Source organism: Pseudomonas sp. JL2 (assembly GCF_031570495.1).
Classification (GTDB): domain Bacteria; phylum Pseudomonadota; class Gammaproteobacteria; order Pseudomonadales; family Pseudomonadaceae; genus Aquipseudomonas; species Aquipseudomonas rhizophila.
The window spans coordinates 117,723-137,650 of record NZ_JAKUDH010000013.1; the positions used below are offsets into that span (position 1 = coordinate 117,723).

Annotated in this window: 16 protein-coding genes; 10 read left to right on the forward strand and 6 right to left on the reverse strand. The window is 61.1% G+C overall.

The window, feature by feature from the left end:
- Window positions 1-101: 101 nt before the first annotated feature.
- Window positions 102-1,019, reverse strand: a complete 918-nt coding sequence (locus tag MKS85_RS17685; protein WP_076385920.1) for a DMT family transporter — start codon at window positions 1,017-1,019, stop codon at window positions 102-104.
- Window positions 1,020-1,149: 130 nt separating this feature from the next.
- Here MKS85_RS17685 and aceK point away from each other — a divergent pair, with 130 nt between their 5' ends.
- From aceK to MKS85_RS17720, 7 genes are all read left to right on the forward strand, one after another.
- Window positions 1,150-2,871 carry a bifunctional isocitrate dehydrogenase kinase/phosphatase gene (gene aceK, locus MKS85_RS17690; RefSeq protein ID WP_139050903.1) on the forward strand — a complete coding sequence of 574 codons (1,722 nt, stop codon included), beginning with the start codon at window positions 1,150-1,152 and terminating at the stop codon, window positions 2,869-2,871.
- Between the two features lie 207 nt (window positions 2,872-3,078).
- Window positions 3,079-6,990: an ATP-dependent RNA helicase HrpA gene (gene hrpA, locus MKS85_RS17695; protein ID WP_188252109.1), complete on the forward strand. Its 3,912-nt coding sequence runs from the start codon at window positions 3,079-3,081 to the stop codon at window positions 6,988-6,990.
- A gap of 324 nt (window positions 6,991-7,314) precedes the next feature.
- A complete protein-coding gene (locus MKS85_RS17700; protein WP_047227926.1) occupies window positions 7,315-8,436 on the forward strand; it encodes a beta-ketoacyl-ACP synthase III in 1,122 nt (373 codons plus the stop codon).
- Between the two features lie 163 nt (window positions 8,437-8,599).
- Entirely contained in the window at window positions 8,600-9,211 is a 612-nt protein-coding gene (locus tag MKS85_RS17705; protein WP_047227925.1) for an RNA polymerase sigma factor, read from the forward strand.
- Entirely contained in the window at window positions 9,205-9,441 is a 237-nt protein-coding gene (locus MKS85_RS17710) for an anti-sigma factor (protein ID WP_139050901.1), read from the forward strand. Before MKS85_RS17705 ends, MKS85_RS17710 begins: the two co-directional genes overlap by 7 nt.
- Before the next feature lie 284 nt (window positions 9,442-9,725).
- A complete protein-coding gene (locus tag MKS85_RS17715; protein WP_139050900.1) occupies window positions 9,726-11,036 on the forward strand; it encodes an OprO/OprP family phosphate-selective porin in 1,311 nt (436 codons plus the stop codon).
- Between the two features lie 142 nt (window positions 11,037-11,178).
- Entirely contained in the window at window positions 11,179-12,303 is a 1,125-nt protein-coding gene (locus tag MKS85_RS17720; protein WP_139050899.1) for a GNAT family N-acetyltransferase, read from the forward strand.
- Between the two features lie 16 nt (window positions 12,304-12,319).
- Here MKS85_RS17720 and aqpZ read toward each other — a convergent pair whose 3' ends face one another.
- The 5 genes from aqpZ to MKS85_RS17745 form a co-directional block, all read right to left on the reverse strand.
- The gene (aqpZ, locus tag MKS85_RS17725) at window positions 12,320-13,009 is read right to left on the reverse strand and encodes an aquaporin Z (RefSeq protein ID WP_047227921.1); all 690 of its coding nucleotides are present in this window, start codon (window positions 13,007-13,009) and stop codon (window positions 12,320-12,322) included.
- A 312-nt stretch (window positions 13,010-13,321) separates the two neighbouring features.
- Window positions 13,322-15,154 carry an ABC transporter ATP-binding protein gene (locus tag MKS85_RS17730; RefSeq protein ID WP_310663043.1) on the reverse strand — a complete coding sequence of 611 codons (1,833 nt, stop codon included), beginning with the start codon at window positions 15,152-15,154 and terminating at the stop codon, window positions 13,322-13,324.
- An 84-nt stretch (window positions 15,155-15,238) separates the two neighbouring features.
- Complete coding sequence (locus tag MKS85_RS17735; RefSeq protein WP_047227919.1) at window positions 15,239-15,802, reverse strand: peptidylprolyl isomerase; 564 nt, start codon at window positions 15,800-15,802, stop codon at window positions 15,239-15,241.
- A 4-nt stretch (window positions 15,803-15,806) separates the two neighbouring features.
- Window positions 15,807-16,610 (reverse strand): alpha/beta fold hydrolase, encoded by an 804-nt coding sequence (locus tag MKS85_RS17740; RefSeq protein ID WP_047227918.1) that lies wholly within the window; start codon window positions 16,608-16,610, stop codon window positions 15,807-15,809.
- 14 nt (window positions 16,611-16,624) lie between these two features.
- Complete coding sequence (locus MKS85_RS17745) at window positions 16,625-17,548, reverse strand: LysR family transcriptional regulator (RefSeq protein ID WP_107322098.1); 924 nt, start codon at window positions 17,546-17,548, stop codon at window positions 16,625-16,627.
- Window positions 17,549-17,598: 50 nt separating this feature from the next.
- On the opposite strand from MKS85_RS17745, the gene MKS85_RS17750 reads away from it, so the two are divergent.
- From MKS85_RS17750 to MKS85_RS17760, 3 genes are all read left to right on the forward strand, one after another.
- Window positions 17,599-17,913: a hypothetical protein gene (locus MKS85_RS17750; protein ID WP_047227916.1), complete on the forward strand. Its 315-nt coding sequence runs from the start codon at window positions 17,599-17,601 to the stop codon at window positions 17,911-17,913.
- 151 nt (window positions 17,914-18,064) lie between these two features.
- On the forward strand, window positions 18,065-18,664 hold the full coding sequence (locus MKS85_RS17755; protein ID WP_047227915.1) for an FMN-dependent NADH-azoreductase: 600 nt from the start codon (window positions 18,065-18,067) through the stop codon (window positions 18,662-18,664).
- Window positions 18,665-19,012: 348 nt separating this feature from the next.
- Window positions 19,013-19,879 (forward strand): carboxylate/amino acid/amine transporter, encoded by an 867-nt coding sequence (locus MKS85_RS17760; RefSeq protein WP_139050898.1) that lies wholly within the window; start codon window positions 19,013-19,015, stop codon window positions 19,877-19,879.
- Window positions 19,880-19,928: the final 49 nt, after the last annotated feature.

The following is a 19,928-nucleotide window of genomic DNA, read 5'->3' on the forward strand; positions in this document are numbered from 1 at the left end:
AGCAGTCCCCAGAACAGCTCAGTCACCTCGAGGTGTCAGTTATGGGGGGCGCTTCGCAACCCAGCGGGGATAAATCCCCTCGCCACAAGGGTGGGGGATGTTCAGTTGCGCTGGTCTGGGAGCGGCTCCTTGGTCGCGCTCGCCGCTGGTTTCAATACCAGCCACAGCGCCGCCGCAATCAGCACCCCGCCATACAGGTGCGCCATCCCCAACGGCTCATCCAGCAGCAACGCCCCCCATAACACGCCAAACGGCGGGATCAGGAAGGTCACGGTCATGGATTTGACCGGGCCAATGGAACTGAGCAGGCGGAAATAAAGAATGTACGCCAGCGCTGTACACACCAGGCCCAACCCCAGCAGCGACAGCCAGACGCTCCAGCCACCCCAGCTGGCCGGAGGGTGACTGATGACGCTGTAGCCAAACAATGGCAACAGCAACACCGTGGCGCCGAACATGCTGCCCAGGGCCGCGAGACGGCTGTCCAGCCCGCCTTGATGATCAAGCCAGCGGCGGGCAAGGAACCCGGCGAAACCGTAGCAGGTGGTGGCGAGCAGGCAGGAGAGGGCGCCCATCAGCAATTGCAGATCGAAGGCCACCGGCCCCGCGCCGGTCAGGATGCCGACGCCGAACAATCCCAGGAACACACCGCTGACCTTGGTCATGGTGAGTTTTTCGCTGAAGAACAGCGCGCCGATCAACACCCCCATCAAGGGTGTGGTGGCGTTGAAGATTGCCGAGTAACCGGCCGGCAGCACCTGGGCCGCCAGCGAATAAAACGTCGCCGGAATGCCCGAGTTGATCAGGCCCAGCACCATCACGATTTTCAGCTTGCCGCGAAAATTCCAGTCGATACGCATCAACGCCAGGATCACCAGCAAGCCGACAAAAGCGATGGACACGCGAAAAAATGCAGTGGGGATTGTGCCAATGACAGGGGCGATAATGCGCATGAACAGGAAACTGGCTCCCCAGATGGCGGCCAATGACAGCAAACGCAGGATATCAACGGGGTTCACAGCGCATTCCTTCCTTGATCGGGTCGCAAGTGTCGCCTCGCTCAAGACCGATGGCAATGGTTGCGTTGCCGCGCGATTGGCCTCTAAGCTCAGTCGCCAATAACAAGCATGACCCGCCGAGGTTTACCCTATGCCGCAGCCATGGCCCGCCGCCGATATCGCCCGTTCGATCCTCGAAGGCTTTGACGATTACCGTGAGCATTTCCGGCAGATCACCGATGGCGCCCGCGCCCGGTTTGAGCAGGCCCGTTGGCAGGAGGCACAAGAGGCGTCTGCGGCGCGGATCAACTTGTATGAAGAAAAGGTTTTCGAAACCGTCGCCCGCTTGCGCAAGGCTTTCGAAGCCGAGGCGCTGATGGACGTCAGTTGCTGGCCGCTGGTCAAAAGCGCCTACATCAGCCTGATCGACCTGCGTTTCGACGATGAGCTGTCCGAGACCTGGTACAACTCGATCTTCTGCGGGCTGTTCAGCCATGACCTGATCAGCGACGGCACCATGTTCATCCATACCACCCGGCCCAGCCTGCGCCGCGCCCGAGCCGCCCAGACCCGTACCTACAAACCCGAGGGCCAGCTGGACCGGATGCTGGCGGCGATTTTCGCCGATTACCGTTTCAGCGAGGATTACGCCGACTTGCCGGGCGATTTGCAGCGCCTTGAAGCCCAATTGCGGGAGAATCTGCCCGACTGGGTCTGCAAGGACCCGCAACTGACGGTGGAATTGTTTTCGTCGGTGCTCTATCGCAACAAGGGCGCCTACCTGGTGGGCCGGATCTATACGCAGGACGACCAATGGCCGTTGGTGATCCCGCTGCTGCACCGCGAAGGCCGGGGCATCCAGATCGATGCGCTGATTACCGACGAGGCGCAGGTGTCGATCATTTTCTCGTTCACCCGCTCGTACTTCATGGTGGACGTGCCGGTCCCGGCGGAATTCATCGGCTTTCTCAAGCGCATCCTGCCGGGCAAGCACATCGCCGAGCTGTACACCTCCATCGGTTTCTACAAACACGGCAAATCCGAGTTCTACCGCGCGCTGATCAACCATCTGGCGAACACCGACGACCAGTTCATCATGGCCCCTGGTGTACGTGGCATGGTCATGAGCGTATTCACCCTGCCGGGCTTCAACACCGTATTCAAGATCATCAAGGATCGTTTCTCGCCGTCGAAGAACGTCGACCGCGCGACCGTGATCGAAAAGTACCGGCTGGTGAAAAGCGTCGACCGGGTCGGGCGCATGGCCGATACCCAGGAATTCGCCGATTTCCGCTTTCCCCTGAGCAAGTTCGAACCGGCGTGCCTGGAGGAACTGCTGGACGTGGCGCCGTCCACGGTGTCGGTGGAAGGCGACACGGTATTGATTCGTCACTGCTGGACCGAACGGCGCATGACGCCACTGAACCTCTACCTGGAAAACGCCAACCAGGACCAGGTGCGCGAGGCGCTGGAAGACTACGGCCTGGCGATCAAGCAACTGGCGGCGGCCAACATCTTCCCTGGCGACATGCTGCTCAAGAACTTCGGCGTGACCCGCCACGGCCGCGTGGTGTTCTACGACTACGACGAAATCTGCTTTCTCACCGAAGCCAACTTCCGTCACATTCCCCAGCCGCGGACCCCGGAAGACGAAATGGCCTCCGAGCCGTGGTATTCCATCGGGCCGCTGGACGTTTTTCCCGAAGAGTTCCCACCTTTCCTGTTCGCCGACGCGGGGCAACGCAAACTGTTCGATCAACTGCACGGCGAGTTGTACAACGCCGATTACTGGAAGGGCCTGCAAGAGGCGATTCGGGCGGGCAAGGTGATCGACGTGTTCCCCTATCGGCGTAAAGATCTGGACAGCGAATAACCCCGAAGTCAGCGCAAAACCTCTGTGGGAGCGAGCCTGCTCGCGATGGCGGTGGATCAGCCAGCATTAATGTCGACTGACCCACCGCTATCGCGAGCAGGCTCGCTCCCACAAGGGAACAGCGGGCAGGCTGCCATGGGTCGGCGCAGCCTGCGCAAATCTGCGACAATCGGCCCCCTGCACAAACCGACGACCCTTGCGTACCTGATGACTGACCAAGCCCCCGCTATCGACAAGCTGCTGAAAAACCTCGACCACGCCATGCTCGCCGACCGTCACCGGTTGCGGCGTCAGTTGCTCGAGCTGCGCAAGAAACCCGACGAGGCCAAGCTGGCCCAGTGGGTGACGCGCATGCAGGCGTCGTGTGATCAGGTGTTGGCGCGCAAGGCCAGCCTGCCGGTGATTCGTTACGACGACAGCTTGCCGATCGCCGCCAAGCGCGACGAAATCAAGGACGCACTGCTCAAGCACCAGGTGCTGATCATCGCCGGCGAAACCGGCTCGGGCAAAACCACGCAACTGCCGAAAATCTGCCTGGAAATCGGTCGCGGCCAGCACGGTTTGATCGGCCATACCCAGCCGCGCCGGATCGCCGCGCGCAGCGTGGCAAGCCGGGTCGCCGAGGAGCTGGCCACGCCGCTGGGGGCGCTGGTGGGTTACCAGGTGCGGTTCGAAGACCAGAGCGACGCCAACACCCTGATCAAGTTGATGACCGACGGCATCCTGCTAGCCGAAACCCAGAACGACCGTTACCTGGAACGCTACGACACGATCATCGTCGACGAAGCCCACGAGCGCAGCCTGAACATCGATTTTTTGCTCGGCTACCTCAAGACCCTGCTGCCGCGTCGCCCGGACCTCAAAGTCATCATCACCTCGGCGACCATCGACCTGGAGCGTTTTTCCAAGCACTTCGATGACGCGCCGATCGTGGAAGTCTCGGGTCGCACCTTCCCGGTGGACACCTGGTATCGCCCGTTGACCCTGGAGCAGGACGAGGAGGGCAACCGCGTCGAGGACGACTTGACCGTCGACCAGGCGATCCTCGCCACCCTCGATGAAATCGCTGCCTATGAGCGTAGCGAACGCCGCAGCCCCGGTGACGTGCTGGTGTTCCTGCCGGGCGAGCGGGAGATTCGCGACGCGGCGGAAATGCTGCGCAAGGCCCAGCTCAAGCACACCGAAATCCTGCCGTTGTATGCGCGATTGTCACCGGCCGAACAGCAGCGAATCTTCCAGTCCCACCCGGGCCGTCGCGTGGTGCTGGCGACCAACGTCGCTGAAACGTCGCTGACCGTGCCGGGCATCCGCTACGTGATTGACAGCGGCACCGCGCGCATCAGTCGCTACAGCTATCGCGCCAAGGTCCAGCGCCTGCCCATCGAAGCCATTTCCCAAGCCAGCGCCAATCAGCGCAAGGGCCGCTGCGGGCGGGTCGAGCCGGGGATCTGCGTGCGGTTGTACAGCGAGGAGGATTTCCTCGGCCGGCCGGAATTCACCGACCCCGAGATCCTGCGCACCAACCTGGCGGCGGTCATCCTGCAGATGTTGCACCTGCGCCTGGGGGAGATTACCGATTTCCCGTTCATCGAACCGCCGGACGGCAAGGCCATCAGCGACGGCTTCAACTTGCTGCAAGAGCTGTCGGCGGTGGACCGCAACAGTCAGTTGACCCCGCTGGGCCGCCAGTTGGCGCGCTTGCCGGTGGACCCGCGCATGGGCCGTATGCTGCTGGAGGCGGCGAAACTGGGCAGCTTGCAGGAAGTGCTGATCGTCGCCAGCGCCATGTCGATCCAGGACCCGCGCGAGCGTCCACCGGAGCGTCAGCAGGCGGCTGACCAGGCCCACGCCCAGTGGAAAGACCCCGACTCGGACTTCGCCGGGCTGGTCAATCTGTGGCGCGGTTTCGAAGAGCAGCGCCAGGCCCTGACCGCCAGCCCGCTGCGCAACTGGTGCCGCAAGAATTTCCTCAACTACCTGCGCCTGCGCGAGTGGCGCGATTCCCATCGCCAGCTGAGCTTGATCTGTCGGGACATGCAGTTGAGCCTCAATAAAGAGCCGGCCGATTTCCCGAAGCTGCACAAGGCGGTGCTTTCCGGCCTGCTGAGCCAGATCGGCCAGAAAACCGAAGACGGCGACTACCTCGGTGCCCGTCAACGACGGTTCTGGGTTCACCCCTCGTCAGGCTTGGGCAAGAAGCGTCCGCAATGGCTGATGACCGCCGAACTGGTGGAAACCACCAAGCTCTACGCGCGCATGGTGGCCAAGATCGAACCGGACTGGATCGAACCGCTGGCCGGGCACCTGATCAAGAAAAACCACTTCGAACCCCATTGGGAGAAAAAGCGCGGGCAGGTGGTGGCGTATGAGCAGATCACCCTGTTCGGGCTGATCGTGGTCGGTCGCCGGCCGGTGCATTACGGGCCGGTGGACCCGGTGGTGTCGCGGGAACTGTTCATCCGCGAGGCGCTGGTGCGCGGCGAGATCCAGTCCCGGGCCAAGTGCCTGAGTGCCAATACCCAACTGCTGGAGCAACTCGACGAACTGGAAGCGAAGGCCCGCCGTCGCGACATCCTGGCGGACGAGGAAACCCTGTTCGCCTTCTACGATGCGCGCTTGCCGGCCGAGATCCACCAGACCGCGACCTTCGACAGCTGGTACCGGATCAACAGCCAGAAAGACCCGCAACTGCTGATCATGCGCGAAGAAGACGTGCTGGCCCGCGAGGCCAGTGAAGTCACTGCCGCGTACTACCCCGACACGTTGCGCGTCGGTGAGCTGACCTTGCCGCTGAGCTACCATTTCGAACCCAACCATCCCCGCGACGGCGTGACCTTGCGCGTGCCGGCACCGCTGCTGCCCATGTTGCCGCCGGAGCGTCTGGAATGGCTGGTGCCCGGGATGATCGAAGCCAAGTGCATCGCCCTGGTGCGCAACCTGCCCAAGGCCCTGCGCAAAAACTTCGTGCCCGTGCCGGATTTCGTCAAGGCCGCGCTGCAACGCATCACCTTTGCCGAGGGCTCGTTGCCGCAATCCCTGGGCCGCGAGCTACTGCGCATGACCGGCGCGCGGGTTAGCGACGAAGCCTGGACGGAAGCTGCGCAGCAGGTGGAAAGCCATCTGCGCATGAATCTGGAAATCGTCGATGGCCAGGGCAAGTTTCTCGGCGAAGGCCGCGACCTGGCCGAGTTGACGGCACGCTTTGCCGAAGCCAGCCAGGCCGCCTTGGCCGTGCCGCAGACGGCGAAAAGCCAGGCGCCGGTGGAAGCGAAAATCTTCGCCCCGGTGGCCGAGAAAACCCAACAGAAGATCGCCGGGCTGTCGATGACGGTGTACCCGGCGCTGGTGGAAGAGGGCGGTGTGGTCAAGGAAGGCCGCTTCCCGACCCCGGCTGAAGCCGAGTTCCAGCACCGTCGCGCCTTGCAGCGGTTGCTGATGCAGCAATTGGCAGAGTCGGCCAAGTTCCTGCGCGGCAAACTGCCCGGGTTGACGGAACTTGGCCTGCTGTACCGCGAACTGGGACGCATCGACAGCCTGGTGGAAGACATCCTGCTGGTCAGTCTCGACAGCTGCGTGCTGGAAGGCGAGGCGAGCCTGCCCCGTGATGGCGCCGCACTGGCATCTCTGGCCGAGCGCAAACGCGGCGGCTGGACCGAACACGCCGAACGCCTGGCGAAGCTGACCCTGGAGATCCTCAAACTCTGGCACGGCCTGCAAAAACGCTTCAAGGGCAAGATCGACCTGGCCCAGGCCGTGGCCCTGAACGACATCAAGCAGCAACTCAGCCATCTGGTGTACCCGGGATTTGTGCGCGAAACCCCGCATCAGTGGCTCAAGGAGCTGCCACGCTACCTCAAGGCCATCGAGCAGCGCTTGGAGAAACTCGGCAGCCAGGTGCAGAAGGACCGGGTCTGGAGCGGTGAACTGTCGAACCTCTGGGTCCAGTACCAGACCCGCGCCAGCAAACACGCCCAGGAAGGCAAGCGCGACCCGCAACTGGAGCTGTACCGCTGGTGGCTGGAGGAGTACCGGGTGTCGCTGTTCGCCCAGCAACTGGGCACCAAGGTGCCGATTTCGGATAAGCGCTTGAGCAAGCAGTGGGGGCAGGTGGAGCCCTGACCCCGGCGCAAGACCTGTGGGAGCGAGCCTGCTCGCGATAGCGGTGGGTCAGTCAACATTGATGCTGGCTGATCCAGCGCTATCGCGAGCAGGCTCGCTCCCACAGGGTTTGGTTTTGTAATTCACTGAGAATGGGCCAAACGCCAGCGTTTATGGCAAACTTCGCGCCTATAAATGCCGGTCCCGTGGTTTTTAGCGTCGATAATCACGGGCGGATCGGAATAAAGCGCTGCCAGGTCTGCTTCCCCTGGATGGGAAAAGACCCCTTGTGTGTTGGTACGTCGGTGCCAACGCTTTCTGCCTGAACAGATCAGAGACACGACCATGCATAACGTCGTCATCAGCGGCACCGGCCTGTACACCCCGGCCAACAGCATCTCCAATGAAGAGCTGGTGCAGTCTTTCAATACCTACGTCGCGCAATTCAACGCCGACAATGCCCAAGCCATCGAGCGGGGAGAAGTCGAGGCGTTGACCGAATCCAGCGCGGCGTTCATCGAAAAAGCCTCTGGCATCAAGAGCCGCTTTGTCATGGACAAGGATGGCATCCTCGACCCGCAACGCATGACCCCGCGCCTGCCCGAGCGCTCCAACGACGAGTGGTCGGTGCTGTGTGAAATGGCCGTCGGTGCCGCGAAACAGGCGCTGGAGCGCGCCGGCCGCACCGCCGCCGACATCGATGGCGTGATCGTCGCCTGTTCCAACCTGCAGCGTCCGTACCCGGCCATCGCCATTGAAGTCCAGGAAGCGCTGGGCATCGAAGGTTTTGGTTACGACATCAACGTGGCCTGTTCCTCGGCGACGTTCGGCATCCAGGCCGCGGCCAACAGCGTACAACTGGGCCAGGCCCGGGCGATCCTGATGGTCAACCCTGAGGTGTGCACCGGCCACCTGAATTTCCGCGACCGCGACAGCCACTTCATCTTCGGCGACGCGGCCACCGCGGTGATCATCGAACGGGCGGACCTGGCGACCTCGCCGTATCAGTTCGACGTGGTCAGCACCAAGCTGCTCACCAAATTCTCCAACAACATCCGCAACAACTTCGGCTTCCTCAACCGCGCCGGGGAAGAGGGGATCGGCAGTCGTGACAAGCTGTTTGTCCAGGAAGGTCGTAAAGTCTTCCGCGATGTCTGCCCGATGGTGGCCGAACTGATTGGCGTGCACCTGGAAGAAAATCAGCTGAGCGTCGGTGAAGTGAAGCGTTTCTGGCTGCACCAGGCCAACCTGAGCATGAACCACCTGATCGTGCGCAAGCTGCTGGGTCGCGAAGCCACCGAAGAAGAAGCGCCGGTGATCCTCGACCGCTACGCCAACACCAGCTCGGCGGGTTCGGTGATTGCGTTCCACTCCTACCAGGATGATTTGCCCAGCGGTTCGGTCGCCGTACTCAGCTCGTTCGGCGCCGGCTATTCGATTGGCAGCGTGATTCTGCGTAAGCATTGATCCTCTGGCGGCGACGAATTTTTTGTGGGAGCAAGGTCATGTGGGAGCAAAGCTTGCTCGCGAAACAGGCAGCTCGGTTTATGAAGGACCGCATCGCGGGCAAGCCTTGCTCCCACATCAGCCCCCTCGCCACAGCCGCAATCTATTCAGCAATGGGCGTTGAATGACCGTCACCGACGACACACAACTGCTCCAACGCCTCCTGGCCGGTGAGCAGCAGGCCTTCAAAGAGCTGGTCAGCACCTACCAGAGCCCGATGCGCGCCGTGGCCTACGCCATCGTGGGCAGTCGGCATGCCGATGAAGTGGTGCAGGACGCCTGGTTGTCAGTGGTGCGCAACCTCAATGGCTTCCAGGGCCGCTCCAGTCTCAAGACCTGGCTGCTGACCATCACCGCCAACGCCGCCAAGGGCCGCTACAAGCAGAACCGTCGGGAGGTGTTGCTCGATGATCTGCCGTCGCCCCACGGGACCCTGGGCGATGATCGTTTCGCCGCGGATGGCCATTGGCTGCTGGCACCGTTCGCCTGGCATCAGGACACACCGGAGGCGCTGCTCACGATGAGTGAGCTGCGCGAATGCCTCGAGCACACGCTGCTCAGTCTGTCGCAACTGCAAAGCAGTGTCTTGACCCTGCGCGAACGTCAGGGCCTGGAACTGGAAGACATCTGTAATCTTCTGGACATCTCGCTCTCCAACGTACGTGTGCTGTTGCATCGGGCACGGCTGAAGGTCTTTGCGACCGTGGAACATTTCGAGGAAACCGGCGAATGCTGACCTGCAAGGAACAAGTGGCGCGCTCCAGCGATTTTCTCGACGGCCAACTGAGTTTTCATGAGCGCCTTATGGTGCGCCATCACCTGATGTTCTGTGCCACGTGCCGGCGTTTCATTCGCCAGATGCGCCTGATGCAGGCCACGCTCAGAAAGCTGCCTGAATCGCCGGTTCCCGACCTGGATCAGTTGGCTGAAAAACTCGCGGCCGAGCGCCGTAAAAATATTCGCTGAGTCCCAGACACCCCTACGCCCCTGTGGGAGCGAGCCTGCTCGCGATGGCATTGTTTCATTCGACATCAATGCCGGCTGATTGACCGCTATCGCGAGCAGGCTCGCTCCCACTGGTATTGGTGCATCGGTTATTCCCTTTCGAAGTAAAAAGTTCCCCTGTCATAAAATCTTTATCTGACAGCAACTGCGCTGACACAACCCATCGCCAAGATCCCCTCCAACACCAGCGGGCTCAGTTCCGCGTGTTTTCTAACGGCATAGACTACCAACAGGGGAATTCTTCGATGATCCGTAAGCACTTCGCAGGTGTTGCCGCCAGCGCACTGGCAATGGCAGTAACCGCCCAGGCTTTCGCCGGCACCGTCACCACCGATGGCGCCGATATCGTGGTCAAAACCAAGGGCGGCCTTGAGGTCGCTACCACCGACAAAGAGTTCAGCTTCAAGCTTGGCGGTCGTTTGCAGGCTGACTACAGCCAGTTTGACGGTCTCTACACCGATAATGGCAATTCGGCCGACGCCGCTTACTTTCGTCGCGCTTTCCTGGAACTGTCCGGCGTGCTGTACACGGACTGGGCCTACACCATCAGCTACGACTTCTCGCATAACGCCGGCAGTTCAGACGACGGTTACTTTGACGAAGCGTCCATGGCCTACAACGGCTTCAAGCCGGTCTCGATCAAATTCGGTCGTTTCGACCCGGATTTCGGCCTGGAAAAAGCCACCAGTTCCAAGTGGGTGACCGCGCCGGAGCGTAACGCCGCTTACGATCTGATCGACTGGGCCAACGGCCACCAGAACGGTCTGGGTCTGCAAGCGTCCAGCACCTTCGCCGATTCGTTCTATGCCTCCGCTGGCGTATTCGCCAAGGACAACAACGACACCGACGGCGACAGCGTCAAGCAGGTCAACGGTCGCTTCGTATTCGCGCCGATGCATGACTCCGGCAACGTCCTGCACTTCGGTGTGAACGTCGCCTCCCGTGACGTCTCCGACACCGTATTCGATGCACGTTATCGTTCCCGCCTGGGCATGCGTGGCGTCGAAACGCTGGGTGGCAACGATGCCGGCCCTAACGGCAACCGTCCGTTGCTGGGTGGCGCGAACAACTCGCCGGCCGGTTCGTACGACACCGACACGGCGTTCGGCCTGGAAGCCGCTTTCGCCATGGGGCCTGCGTCGATCCAAGGTGAATACATTTCGCGTAAAACCAAGGCTGACAGCGACGCCTTCGAAGACATCAAAGGTCACGGCTTTTATGTCCAGGGTGCCTACACCCTCACCGGTGAATCCCGCGGCTATAAGATCGGCAAGTTCGACGCGATCAAGCCCGCCAACAAGTCCATCGGCGCCTGGGAAGTGTTCTATCGCTACGACAGCATGACCGTCGAAGACGACAACATCACCACTGCCTCCGCGACCCGTGACGTGGGCGATGCCGAAGCCAAGGTGCACAACCTGGGTGTGAACTGGTACGCCAACGAAGCGGTGAAAATCTCCGCTGCCTACGTCAAGGCCAAGGCCGACAACGTGACCAATGCCAACGGCGACGACGATGGTGACGGTTTTGTCATGCGCGCCCAGTACGTGTTCTAAGTCGTGCTGATTTGATTCAACGCTTCATGTTTCATCCGTTATAGCTCCTTTGAACCCCGCCTCTGGCGGGGTTTTTTTTACGTCCGTCCGCTCAGGATCGGCGATACTCGCCCCATCCGCATTCTGGATATCGGGGAGCCGCATGCCGCTACACGTTCTGGACAGCCTGTCCGCCATCGCGCCGCAAGAGTGGGACGCACTGGTGCCCGTCAATCAACCTTTCCTGCGCCACGCTTTCCTCACGGCCCTGCAAGACAGTGGCAGCCTGGGCCCGCAATCCGGTTGGCAGGCCGAGCATCTGCTGCATATTGAAGACGGGCGTGTGCTGGCGGCTCTGCCCAGTTATCGCAAGTGGCATTCCTACGGCGAATACGTGTTCGATCACGCCTGGGCCGACGCCTGCGCCCGGGCCGGGATCGACTATTACCCCAAGCTGTTGACGGCGGTGCCGTTCAGCCCGGTCAGTGGCCCACGACTGCTGGCGGCAAGTGGGGAAGACGGGTTGGAGTTGCTTGCCAGCCTGCCGGGTTATCTGGAAATCGAATCGCTCTCCAGTGCCCACATCAACTTCACCGATGCCTTTACCGACGCAGCGCTGGCCGGGCAGGAGGGCTGGCTGCAGCGGATTGGTTGCCAGTACCACTGGCGCAATCGCGGTTATCGGGACTTTCAGGATTTTCTCGACGCGCTCAGTTCCCGCAAACGCAAGCAGATGCGCAAGGAACGTGAGCAAGTGGCGGGGCAGGGCATCGATTTCCAATGGCTGGAAGGTCATCAACTGGACCAGGCCCAGTGGGATTTTGTCTACGCCTGTTACGCCAATACTTACGCGGTGCGTCGGCAAGCGCCGTACCTGACCCGGACGTTTTTCAGTCTGCTGGCCGAGCGCATGCCCGAGGCCATTCGCGTGGTGTTGGCCAAGCAAGGTTCACGGCTGGTGGCGATGGCGTTCAGCCTGGTGGGCGGTGACAGTTTTTATGGGCGTTACTGGGGTTGCCTGGCGGAATTCGACCGTTTGCACTTCGAGACCTGTTTTTATCAGGGCATGGATTACGCCATTGCCCACGGCTTGCAGCGTTTCGATGCCGGTGCCCAGGGCGAGCACAAACTGATTCGTGGTTTCGAGCCGGTGATCACCCGTTCCTGGCACTACTTGCGCCATCCTGGCCTGAAGGCGGCGGTTGCAGACTTTCTGGTCCGGGAGCAGGAGGGCGTGTTGGCGTATGCCGAAGAGGCGAAGACCGCACTGCCTTATCGACAGTGCTGATCTTCGCCGGCGTGACTCAGCTGTTTTCCTTGCCCAGCCAGCGGTAAGCAACACCGCCAACGATGGCGCCGAGCAACGGTGCCACCCAGAACAGCCACAATTGCTCGATGGCCCAGCCGCCGACGATCAGTGCCGGACCGGTACTGCGGGCCGGGTTGACGGAGGTGTTGGTGACCGGGATCGAGATCAGGTGAATGAGCGTCAGGGCCAGGCCGATGGCAATCGGTGCCAGGCCGGCTGGCGCACGTTTGTCGGTGGCGCCGAGGATGATCAGAATGAACATTGCCGTCATGACCAGCTCCGTCACAAAGCCGGCCACCATGGAGTACTGACCGGGCGAATGTTCGCCGTAACCGTTCGCTGCCAGGCCGGAAGCGGCCAGGTCGAAGCCTTCCTTGCCGCTGGCGATGAAGTAGATCAACGCGGCGGCGAGCACCCCACCAATGAGCTGGGCAATGATGTAGGCAGGCAGTTCCTTGGCCGGAAACCGCCCGCCCACGTACAAGCCCACCGACACGGCCGGGTTCAGGTGGCAACCTGAGATATGGCCGATGGCGAACGCCATGGTCAACACCGTCAGGCCGAATGCCAGGGCAACCCCCAGCACGCCAATCCCGGAAGCGGCCAATACAGCGCTGCCACAGCCGCCCAACACCAGCCAGAACGTACCCAACAACTCAGTCGTTGATCGTTTGAGTAAAGACATAAGCATCCTTGATAGAACAGTCGTGATAATCGGTTATGCATCCAGCAGAGTTACGACAGGTTCATCTCCAGAACCTGGGCTGAGTACAGCAGAACGTTGCGACAAATCCAGCGGCATTAAAAAACCGCCAGAGTCATGGACTGTGGCGGTTTCGGCCTTGGACGGTGGGGAGTATGCGGTTGCGGTGTGGGTCAAATCGATCCTGGACAGAATTTTTCAGAAAGGTCTTACTGCACTGACCTTGCGGTTTAAACCCGGTCCTGTGGCCAGGAGCAAGCTCCCTCGCCACGGGTTAGGTGGAGCCTGGTTGATTCAATCAATCCCCACAAACCCACCCGTCTGATGCTGCCACAGCCGCGCATACAACCCGCCATGGGCCAGCAGTTCGGCATGGCTGCCGGTCTCGGCGATGCGGCCGTTTTCCAGCACCACCAGCCGGTCCATTCGCGCGATGGTGGAGAGGCGGTGGGCGATGGCGATCACGGTCTTGCCTTGCATCAGGGTCTCGAGGCTTTCCTGGATCGCCGCTTCGACTTCCGAGTCAAGTGCTGACGTCGCTTCGTCCATAATCAGGATCGGCGCATCCTTGAGCAGCACCCGTGCGATGGCAATACGCTGACGCTGGCCGCCGGACAGCTTCACTCCGCGTTCACCCACATGGGCATCAAAACCGCTGCGGCCTTCAGCGTCCGACAGCAGCGGGATGAACTCATCGGCCCGGGCCTTGTGCACCGCCGCCCAGAGTTGCGCATCGGTGGCGTCGGGTTTGCCGTAGAGCAGGTTGTCGCGAATGGAACGGTGCAGCAGCGACGTGTCCTGGGTGATCATGCCGATGCGCTCGCGCAGGCTTTCCTGGCCCACTTCTGCGATGTCCTGCCCGTCGATCAGAATGCGCCCGCCTTGCACGTCATACAGACGCAGCAGCAGGTTCACCAGCGTGGATTTGCCCGCACCGGACGGGCCGATCAGGCCGATCTTTTCCCCCGGCTTGATCACCAGGTTGAGGTCGCCGATCACCCCGCTTTTCTTGCCGTAGTGGAAATCCACATGCTCGAAGCGCACTTCGCCACGGGCCACCGCCAAAGGCTTGGCCTGGTCGCGGTCGGTAACGCTGACGGGCTGGGCGATGGTCTGCAAACCGTCCTGGACCATGCCGATGTTTTCGAAGATGCCATTGACCACCCACATGATCCAGCCGGACATGTTGACGATACGGATCACCAACCCGGTCGCCAGGGCAATCGCGCCCACGCTGATCAGCGACTGGGTCCAGAGCCACAGGGCCAGCGCCGTGGTGCCGACGATCAGCAGCCCGTTCATGCTGGTGATGACCACGTCCATGCTGGTGACCACGCGGCCGGCCAATTGGGCTTTCTCGGTCTGCTCCTGGATGGCTTCGCGGGCGTATTGCTGTTCGAAGTTGGTGTGGGCGAACAGCTTCAGCGTGGTGATGTTGGTGTAGCCGTCGACGATCCGGCCCATGAGTTTGGAGCGGGCATCGGACGATACGACGGAGCGCTCCTTGACCCGCGGCACGAAGTAGCAGAGTGCACCGATGTAGGCGGCGATCCAGATCAGCAGCGGGATCATCAGGCGCCAGTCGGCTTCGGCAAACAGCACCAGTGAGCTGATGGCGTAGATCAGCACGTGCCACAGCGCGTCCACGGCCTGCACCGCTGAGTCGCGCAAGGAGTTGCCGGTCTGCATGATGCGCTGGGCGATGCGTCCGGCGAAGTCGTTCTGGAAAAAGTTCAGGCTCTGCTTGAGCACGTAGCTATGGTTTTGCCAGCGGATCAGGCTGGTCATGCCGGGGCTCAAGGTCTGGTGCACCAGCAGGTCATGCAAGGCCACGAAGATCGGCCGGAAAACCAGCGCCACCACCGCCATCCACGCCAGCTCCAGGCCGTGGAGCTTGAAGAAGTCCACGTTCGGCGTGCCCTGGGTCAGGTCGATGATGCGGCTCAGGTAGCTGAACAGCGCCACCTCGATCAGTGCGCCGATCAGGCCCACCACCATCAGCACGGCGAAGCTGGGCCAGACTTGTTTCAGATAATAGGTGTAGAAGGGCAGGACGCGGTTCGGTGGTGCCGAGGTAGGGGCGTCGCGGAAAATGTCGATCAGTGTTTCGAAACGGCGATAAACCATGGGTACATAGCCCGGGCCGGGCTCTCCTTTTTTCCTGTGAGCGGCGCGGGATCGCCGCCGCCGCTCAGGCTTGCCCTGTGCTGTTTAGTCGATGCGCTTGGCCGACTTGATGATCACAGGATCGATCGGCACGTTTTGCATGCCTTGTTTGGTGGTGGTCTGGGAGTTGACGATGATGTCCACCACGTCCATGCCCTTGACCACTTTGGCGAACACCGCGTAACCGGCGTCACGGCCCGGGTCGAGGAACGCATTGTCGGCCACGTTGATGAAGAACTGGCTGGTGGCCGAGTTCGGGTTGGAAGTACGCGCCATCGACAAGGTGCCACGAACGTTATGCAGGCCATTGCTGGCTTCGTTCTTGATCGGTGCCTTGGTGTCTTTCTGTTGCATCTGTTGGGTGAAACCGCCGCCCTGGGCCATGAAGCCCGGGATCACGCGGTGGAAAATCGTGTTGTTGTAGAAGCCGCTGTCCACGTACTCAAGGAAGTTCTTGGTACTGATCGGCGCCTTGACCGGATCCAGCTCGATTTCGATCTGACCGTTGGTGGTGTCCAGCAATACGTGGGGCGCCGTGGTCGGCTGTGCGGCCATCAGGTTGGCGGCAAACAGGACGGAGCCGGCGGCGAGGGCGATTTTTTTCAGCATGGGTTCAGTGATCCTGAGTAGTTGAGTCGATTGCGGTCAAAAATTCGAGCAGGGTTTGGTTGAAGCGCTCGGGTTGATCCAGCGGGGTCGCGTGCCGTGAGTCGGCAATGACCACCAGCCGGGCATCGGGCAGCAGTTTCACATAGGCCTCTTTCAAGGCCACGGGGGTGTAGTCGTGGTCGGCGCAAATGACGAGGGTTGGACAGGCCACCTGCGACAGTCGTTCCTGAACCCCCCAACCCACAATGGCATCGAAGCTGGCGAGATAAGCACGTTTGTCGTTTTTTGCCCAGCGCCGGGCCATTTCCAGGCGTAACTCGGTCTGTTGCGGTTTGGGGAACAACTTGGCGCCCAGGGCCTTGCCAATGGTTTCAAGGCTCAGAAGGCGCATCAGGCTCCAGCGCTTGAACCATTGCCAGCAGTCATCAGGCGTGCGGACTTTGACTTGCGGCGCGCTGTTGACGATGCACAGGCTCTTGACCCGCCCTGGCTCATCCACGGCCAGTTGAAAACAAATCATGCCGCCCATGGACCAGCCCACCAGATGCACCGGGCCCAGGTCCAGGTGTTCGAACAGGGCGATCAGGTCGGCGCTGAAACCTTCGATGCTGTAAGGCCCGCGAGGTTTGTCGGAACGTCCATGGCCGCGCACGTCCACCACGATCAAACGGTAGTGGGCGGACAATACCGGGATCTGTTTTTCCCAGTCGCGGGTGCTCGAGCCCAGCCCGTGGACCAGAATCAAGGGCGCGCCGTGGCCATATTCCTCGTAGTGCAGGTTGCAATCTTCGTGGGCGAAATAGGCCATTGGCAAAATCCTTGTCAGGCTTGTTCGGGGGCGGCGAACGGTGCATCCAGCGGCGCGGTGTCGAAGGTGCGCAGCAGTTCGATGAGGATTTGCGTGGCCGGGCCCAAGGGTTTTTCCTTGTTGGAAAAAAGATAGAAGGTGGAGTTGCGAGTGCCGCCCTGTTCCAAGGGTAGACGCTTGAGCAAGCCCTCCTTGAGTTCCCGCTCGATCATGTGCCGCGGCAGCCAGGCGAAGCCCAGGCCGCTGCCGACGAACGTCGCGGCGGTGGCCAGGCTGCCGACGGTCCAGCGTTGCTCGGCGCCCAGCCACCCGACGTCGCGGGGTTGCTGGCGACCGGAGTCGCGAATCACCACCTGCAATTGGCTTTCCAGGTCCTGGAAGTTCAGTTCGCGGTTGAGGCGATGCAGGGCGTGTTCGGGATGGGCCACCGCGACGAATTCAACATCGCTCAGTTCGGCGCCCAGGTAACCGGGAATGCTGAAGCCGCTGATGGCCAGGTCCGCCACGCCTTCGAGCAGCACTTCCTCGACACCCGATAGCACTTCTTCGCGCAGGCGCACGCGACAGCCACGGCTTTGCGGCATGAACGCGGTCAAGGCACGTACGAGGCGGGCGTTGGGATAGGCGGCATCGACCACCAGCCGCACTTCCGCTTCCCAGCCTTGCTCCATGTGATGGGCCAAGTCTTCCAGTTGGCTGGCCTGTTTCACCAATTGACGGGAACGACGCAGCAATACGCCGCCGGCTTCGGTCAACACGGCCTTGCGCCCATCGATACGCAGCAACGGCACGCCGAGCTGGTCCTGCATGCGGGCCACGGTGTAACTCACCGACGACTGGGAGCGGTGCAGCACCTCGGCGGCCTGGGCGAAGCCGCCGTGGTCGACCACCGCTTGCAAGGTTCGCCATTGATCCAGGGTCACGCGGGGCGCTTTCATATTGAGCTCCTCTTGTCCTAAGCTGGCGGTCCCTTGGTGGAGACTGCCTAATGAAAAAAATCTGTTGTGTGGTGCTGGCCCTGTTGCCGCTGACTGCGTTCGCGTACCCAATCGATGTGGAAAAACACCTCAACGGCCTGAGCATCGACTACACCGCCTATGATACCGACGCCGACATCGGCTCCATTCAGGTCAACAACTACGGCGGCACCGACGCGGCCTGCACTGTGGTGTTTCGCAACGGCCCTGAAGCACCACGTACCCGCAAGATCGAAGTCGCCGCCGGCAAGTTCAAGAACGCCACCGCCAAGTTCAACCGCAACATCATCAAGCTGCGCATCACACTGACCTGCCAGCCGAAATAAGTCGGTGACACAGGAGCGAGCCAATCCTTGCTCCGCTTATAAACGAATTTATCGATGTTTTGCAGCAATTATTTGCGCTTTTTGATCGATGTAACCATGTTTAAGCTTCACTCCATCGACTGACAACATTCTCCGATGGAGGCTACATCCCATGTCCCGCGTTCTGATCATCGAAAGCAGTGCCCGCCAGCAAGACTCGGTGTCCCGTCAACTGACCCAGACCTTCATCAACCAATGGAAAGCTGCGCACCCGGCCGATGAAATCAGTGTTCGTGACCTGGCCATCCATCCGGTACCGCACCTGGACGCCAATCTGCTGGGGGGCTGGATGAAGCCCGTCGAGCAGCGCAACGACATCGAAAACGCTTCCCTGGAACGCTCCAACCAGTTGACCGATGAGTTGCTGGCCGCTGACGTGCTGGTGATGGCCGCGCCGATGTACAACTTCGCCATCCCGAGTACCTTGAAAGCCTGGCTGGACCACGTACTGCGTGCCGGTGTGACCTTCAAGTACACCCCCACCGGTCCCCAGGGCCTGCTGACCGGCAAACGTGCCTTCGTCCTGACCGCTCGCGGCGGCATTCACGCTGGCGCCAGCTCCGACCACCAGGAACCCTACCTGCGTCAGGTCATGGCCTTCATCGGCATCCACGACGTGACCTTCATTCATGCCGAGGGCATGAACCTGGGCGGTGATTTCCAGGAGAAGGGCTTGAATCAGGCCAACGCCAAGCTGTCCCAGGTCGCCTGATCCGTTAATCCTCAGGTAATCGCCAGGTGGTCTAGTGGCCTGGCGCTCCCTTCAAGCTGTTTTGCGCATCGAACCTCCCTTGGCACTTGTTGCTCCTGAGTGCAGTCGCCCGATTGAACGCTTTAGCGAGATCGGGCTTTTTTTTGCCTGCAATTCCAGGCCAGCCACACAACCCTGTGGGAGCGAGCCTGCTCGCGATTGCAGTGTGACTGTGTAAGAGAAATCACCTGACACTCCGCCATCGCGAGCAGGCTCGCTCCCACAGGGTTCAGTGCCTGGGCTGGCTACTGCGGTTAGCGACAACCGGCAAAAACCGCTATCTTCGCCGCCATCCGAAACGAGGGGCGTATGGGCTATCTACTTTTTGTCACGCTGATTCAGGCGTTTTCCTTCAGTCTGATTGGCGAATACCTGGCCGGGCATGTCGACAGTTACTTCGCGGTGCTGGTGCGGGTTGTGCTGGCGGGGCTGGTGTTCATTCCGCTGACCCGCTGGCGTCAGGTGGAACCGTCGTTCATGCGCGGCATGCTGTTGATCGGCGCCTTGCAGTTCGGCGTGACCTACGTGTGCCTGTACTTGAGCTTTCGTGTGCTGACGGTGCCTGAGGTCCTGCTTTTCACCATCCTGACGCCGCTGCACGTGACCCTGATCGAAGACGCGCTCAATCGTCGCTTCAATCCCTGGGCCTTGATCGCGGCGCTGGTGGCGGTGGCTGGCGCGGCGGTGATTCGTTACGACCGGATCAACCCGGATTTCTTCATGGGCTTTTTGCTGCTGCAACTGGCCAACTTCACCTATGCGGCCGGGCAGGTGCTGTACAAACATCTCGTCGCTCGCCATCCCAGCGACCTGCCGCACTACCGGCGTTTCGGCTACTTCTACCTCGGCGCACTGGCGGTGGCGTTGCCGGCCTTCCTGATGTTCGGCAAGGCGGATTTCTGGCCAGAAGCACCGCTGCAATGGGGCGTACTGATATTCCTCGGCCTGGTCTCCACCGCTTTGGGGCTTTACTGGTGGAACAAAGGCGCGTGCATGGTCAACGGCGGCACACTGGCGGTGATGAACAACTTGCATGTGCCGGTGGGGCTGCTGGTGAACCTGCTGATCTGGAACCAGCACGAGGCGCTGGGGCGGTTGCTGCTGGGTGGGTCGGTGATATTGGCGGCGGTGTGGATCAGTCGGTTGGGGGTACGCCAGCCGCTGCCTGCACACTGACCCCCTGTGGGAGCGAGCCTGCTCGCGAAGGCGTCGTATCAGTCGCTGT

Excerpts from the sequence above, each read along its gene's own strand:
- MKS85_RS17755 (WP_047227915.1), top strand. The coding sequence starts at position 18,065 with ATGTCCCGCGTTCTGATCATCGAAAGCAGTGCCCGCCAGCAAGACTCG.
- MKS85_RS17730 (WP_310663043.1), bottom strand. The coding sequence starts at position 15,154 with ATGGTTTATCGCCGTTTCGAAACACTGATCGACATTTTCCGCGACGCC.
- MKS85_RS17705 (WP_047227925.1), top strand. The coding sequence starts at position 8,600 with ATGACCGTCACCGACGACACACAACTGCTCCAACGCCTCCTGGCCGGT.
- MKS85_RS17700 (WP_047227926.1), top strand. The coding sequence starts at position 7,315 with ATGCATAACGTCGTCATCAGCGGCACCGGCCTGTACACCCCGGCCAAC.
- MKS85_RS17760 (WP_139050898.1), top strand. The coding sequence starts at position 19,013 with ATGGGCTATCTACTTTTTGTCACGCTGATTCAGGCGTTTTCCTTCAGT.
- aceK (WP_139050903.1), top strand. The coding sequence starts at position 1,150 with ATGCCGCAGCCATGGCCCGCCGCCGATATCGCCCGTTCGATCCTCGAA.
- MKS85_RS17735 (WP_047227919.1), bottom strand. The coding sequence starts at position 15,802 with ATGCTGAAAAAAATCGCCCTCGCCGCCGGCTCCGTCCTGTTTGCCGCC.
- MKS85_RS17745 (WP_107322098.1), bottom strand. The coding sequence starts at position 17,548 with ATGAAAGCGCCCCGCGTGACCCTGGATCAATGGCGAACCTTGCAAGCG.
- hrpA (WP_188252109.1), top strand. The coding sequence starts at position 3,079 with ATGACTGACCAAGCCCCCGCTATCGACAAGCTGCTGAAAAACCTCGAC.
- MKS85_RS17740 (WP_047227918.1), bottom strand. The coding sequence starts at position 16,610 with ATGGCCTATTTCGCCCACGAAGATTGCAACCTGCACTACGAGGAATAT.
- MKS85_RS17715 (WP_139050900.1), top strand. The coding sequence starts at position 9,726 with ATGATCCGTAAGCACTTCGCAGGTGTTGCCGCCAGCGCACTGGCAATG.
- MKS85_RS17750 (WP_047227916.1), top strand. The coding sequence starts at position 17,599 with ATGAAAAAAATCTGTTGTGTGGTGCTGGCCCTGTTGCCGCTGACTGCG.
- aqpZ (WP_047227921.1), bottom strand. The coding sequence starts at position 13,009 with ATGTCTTTACTCAAACGATCAACGACTGAGTTGTTGGGTACGTTCTGG.
- MKS85_RS17710 (WP_139050901.1), top strand. The coding sequence starts at position 9,205 with ATGCTGACCTGCAAGGAACAAGTGGCGCGCTCCAGCGATTTTCTCGAC.
- MKS85_RS17720 (WP_139050899.1), top strand. The coding sequence starts at position 11,179 with ATGCCGCTACACGTTCTGGACAGCCTGTCCGCCATCGCGCCGCAAGAG.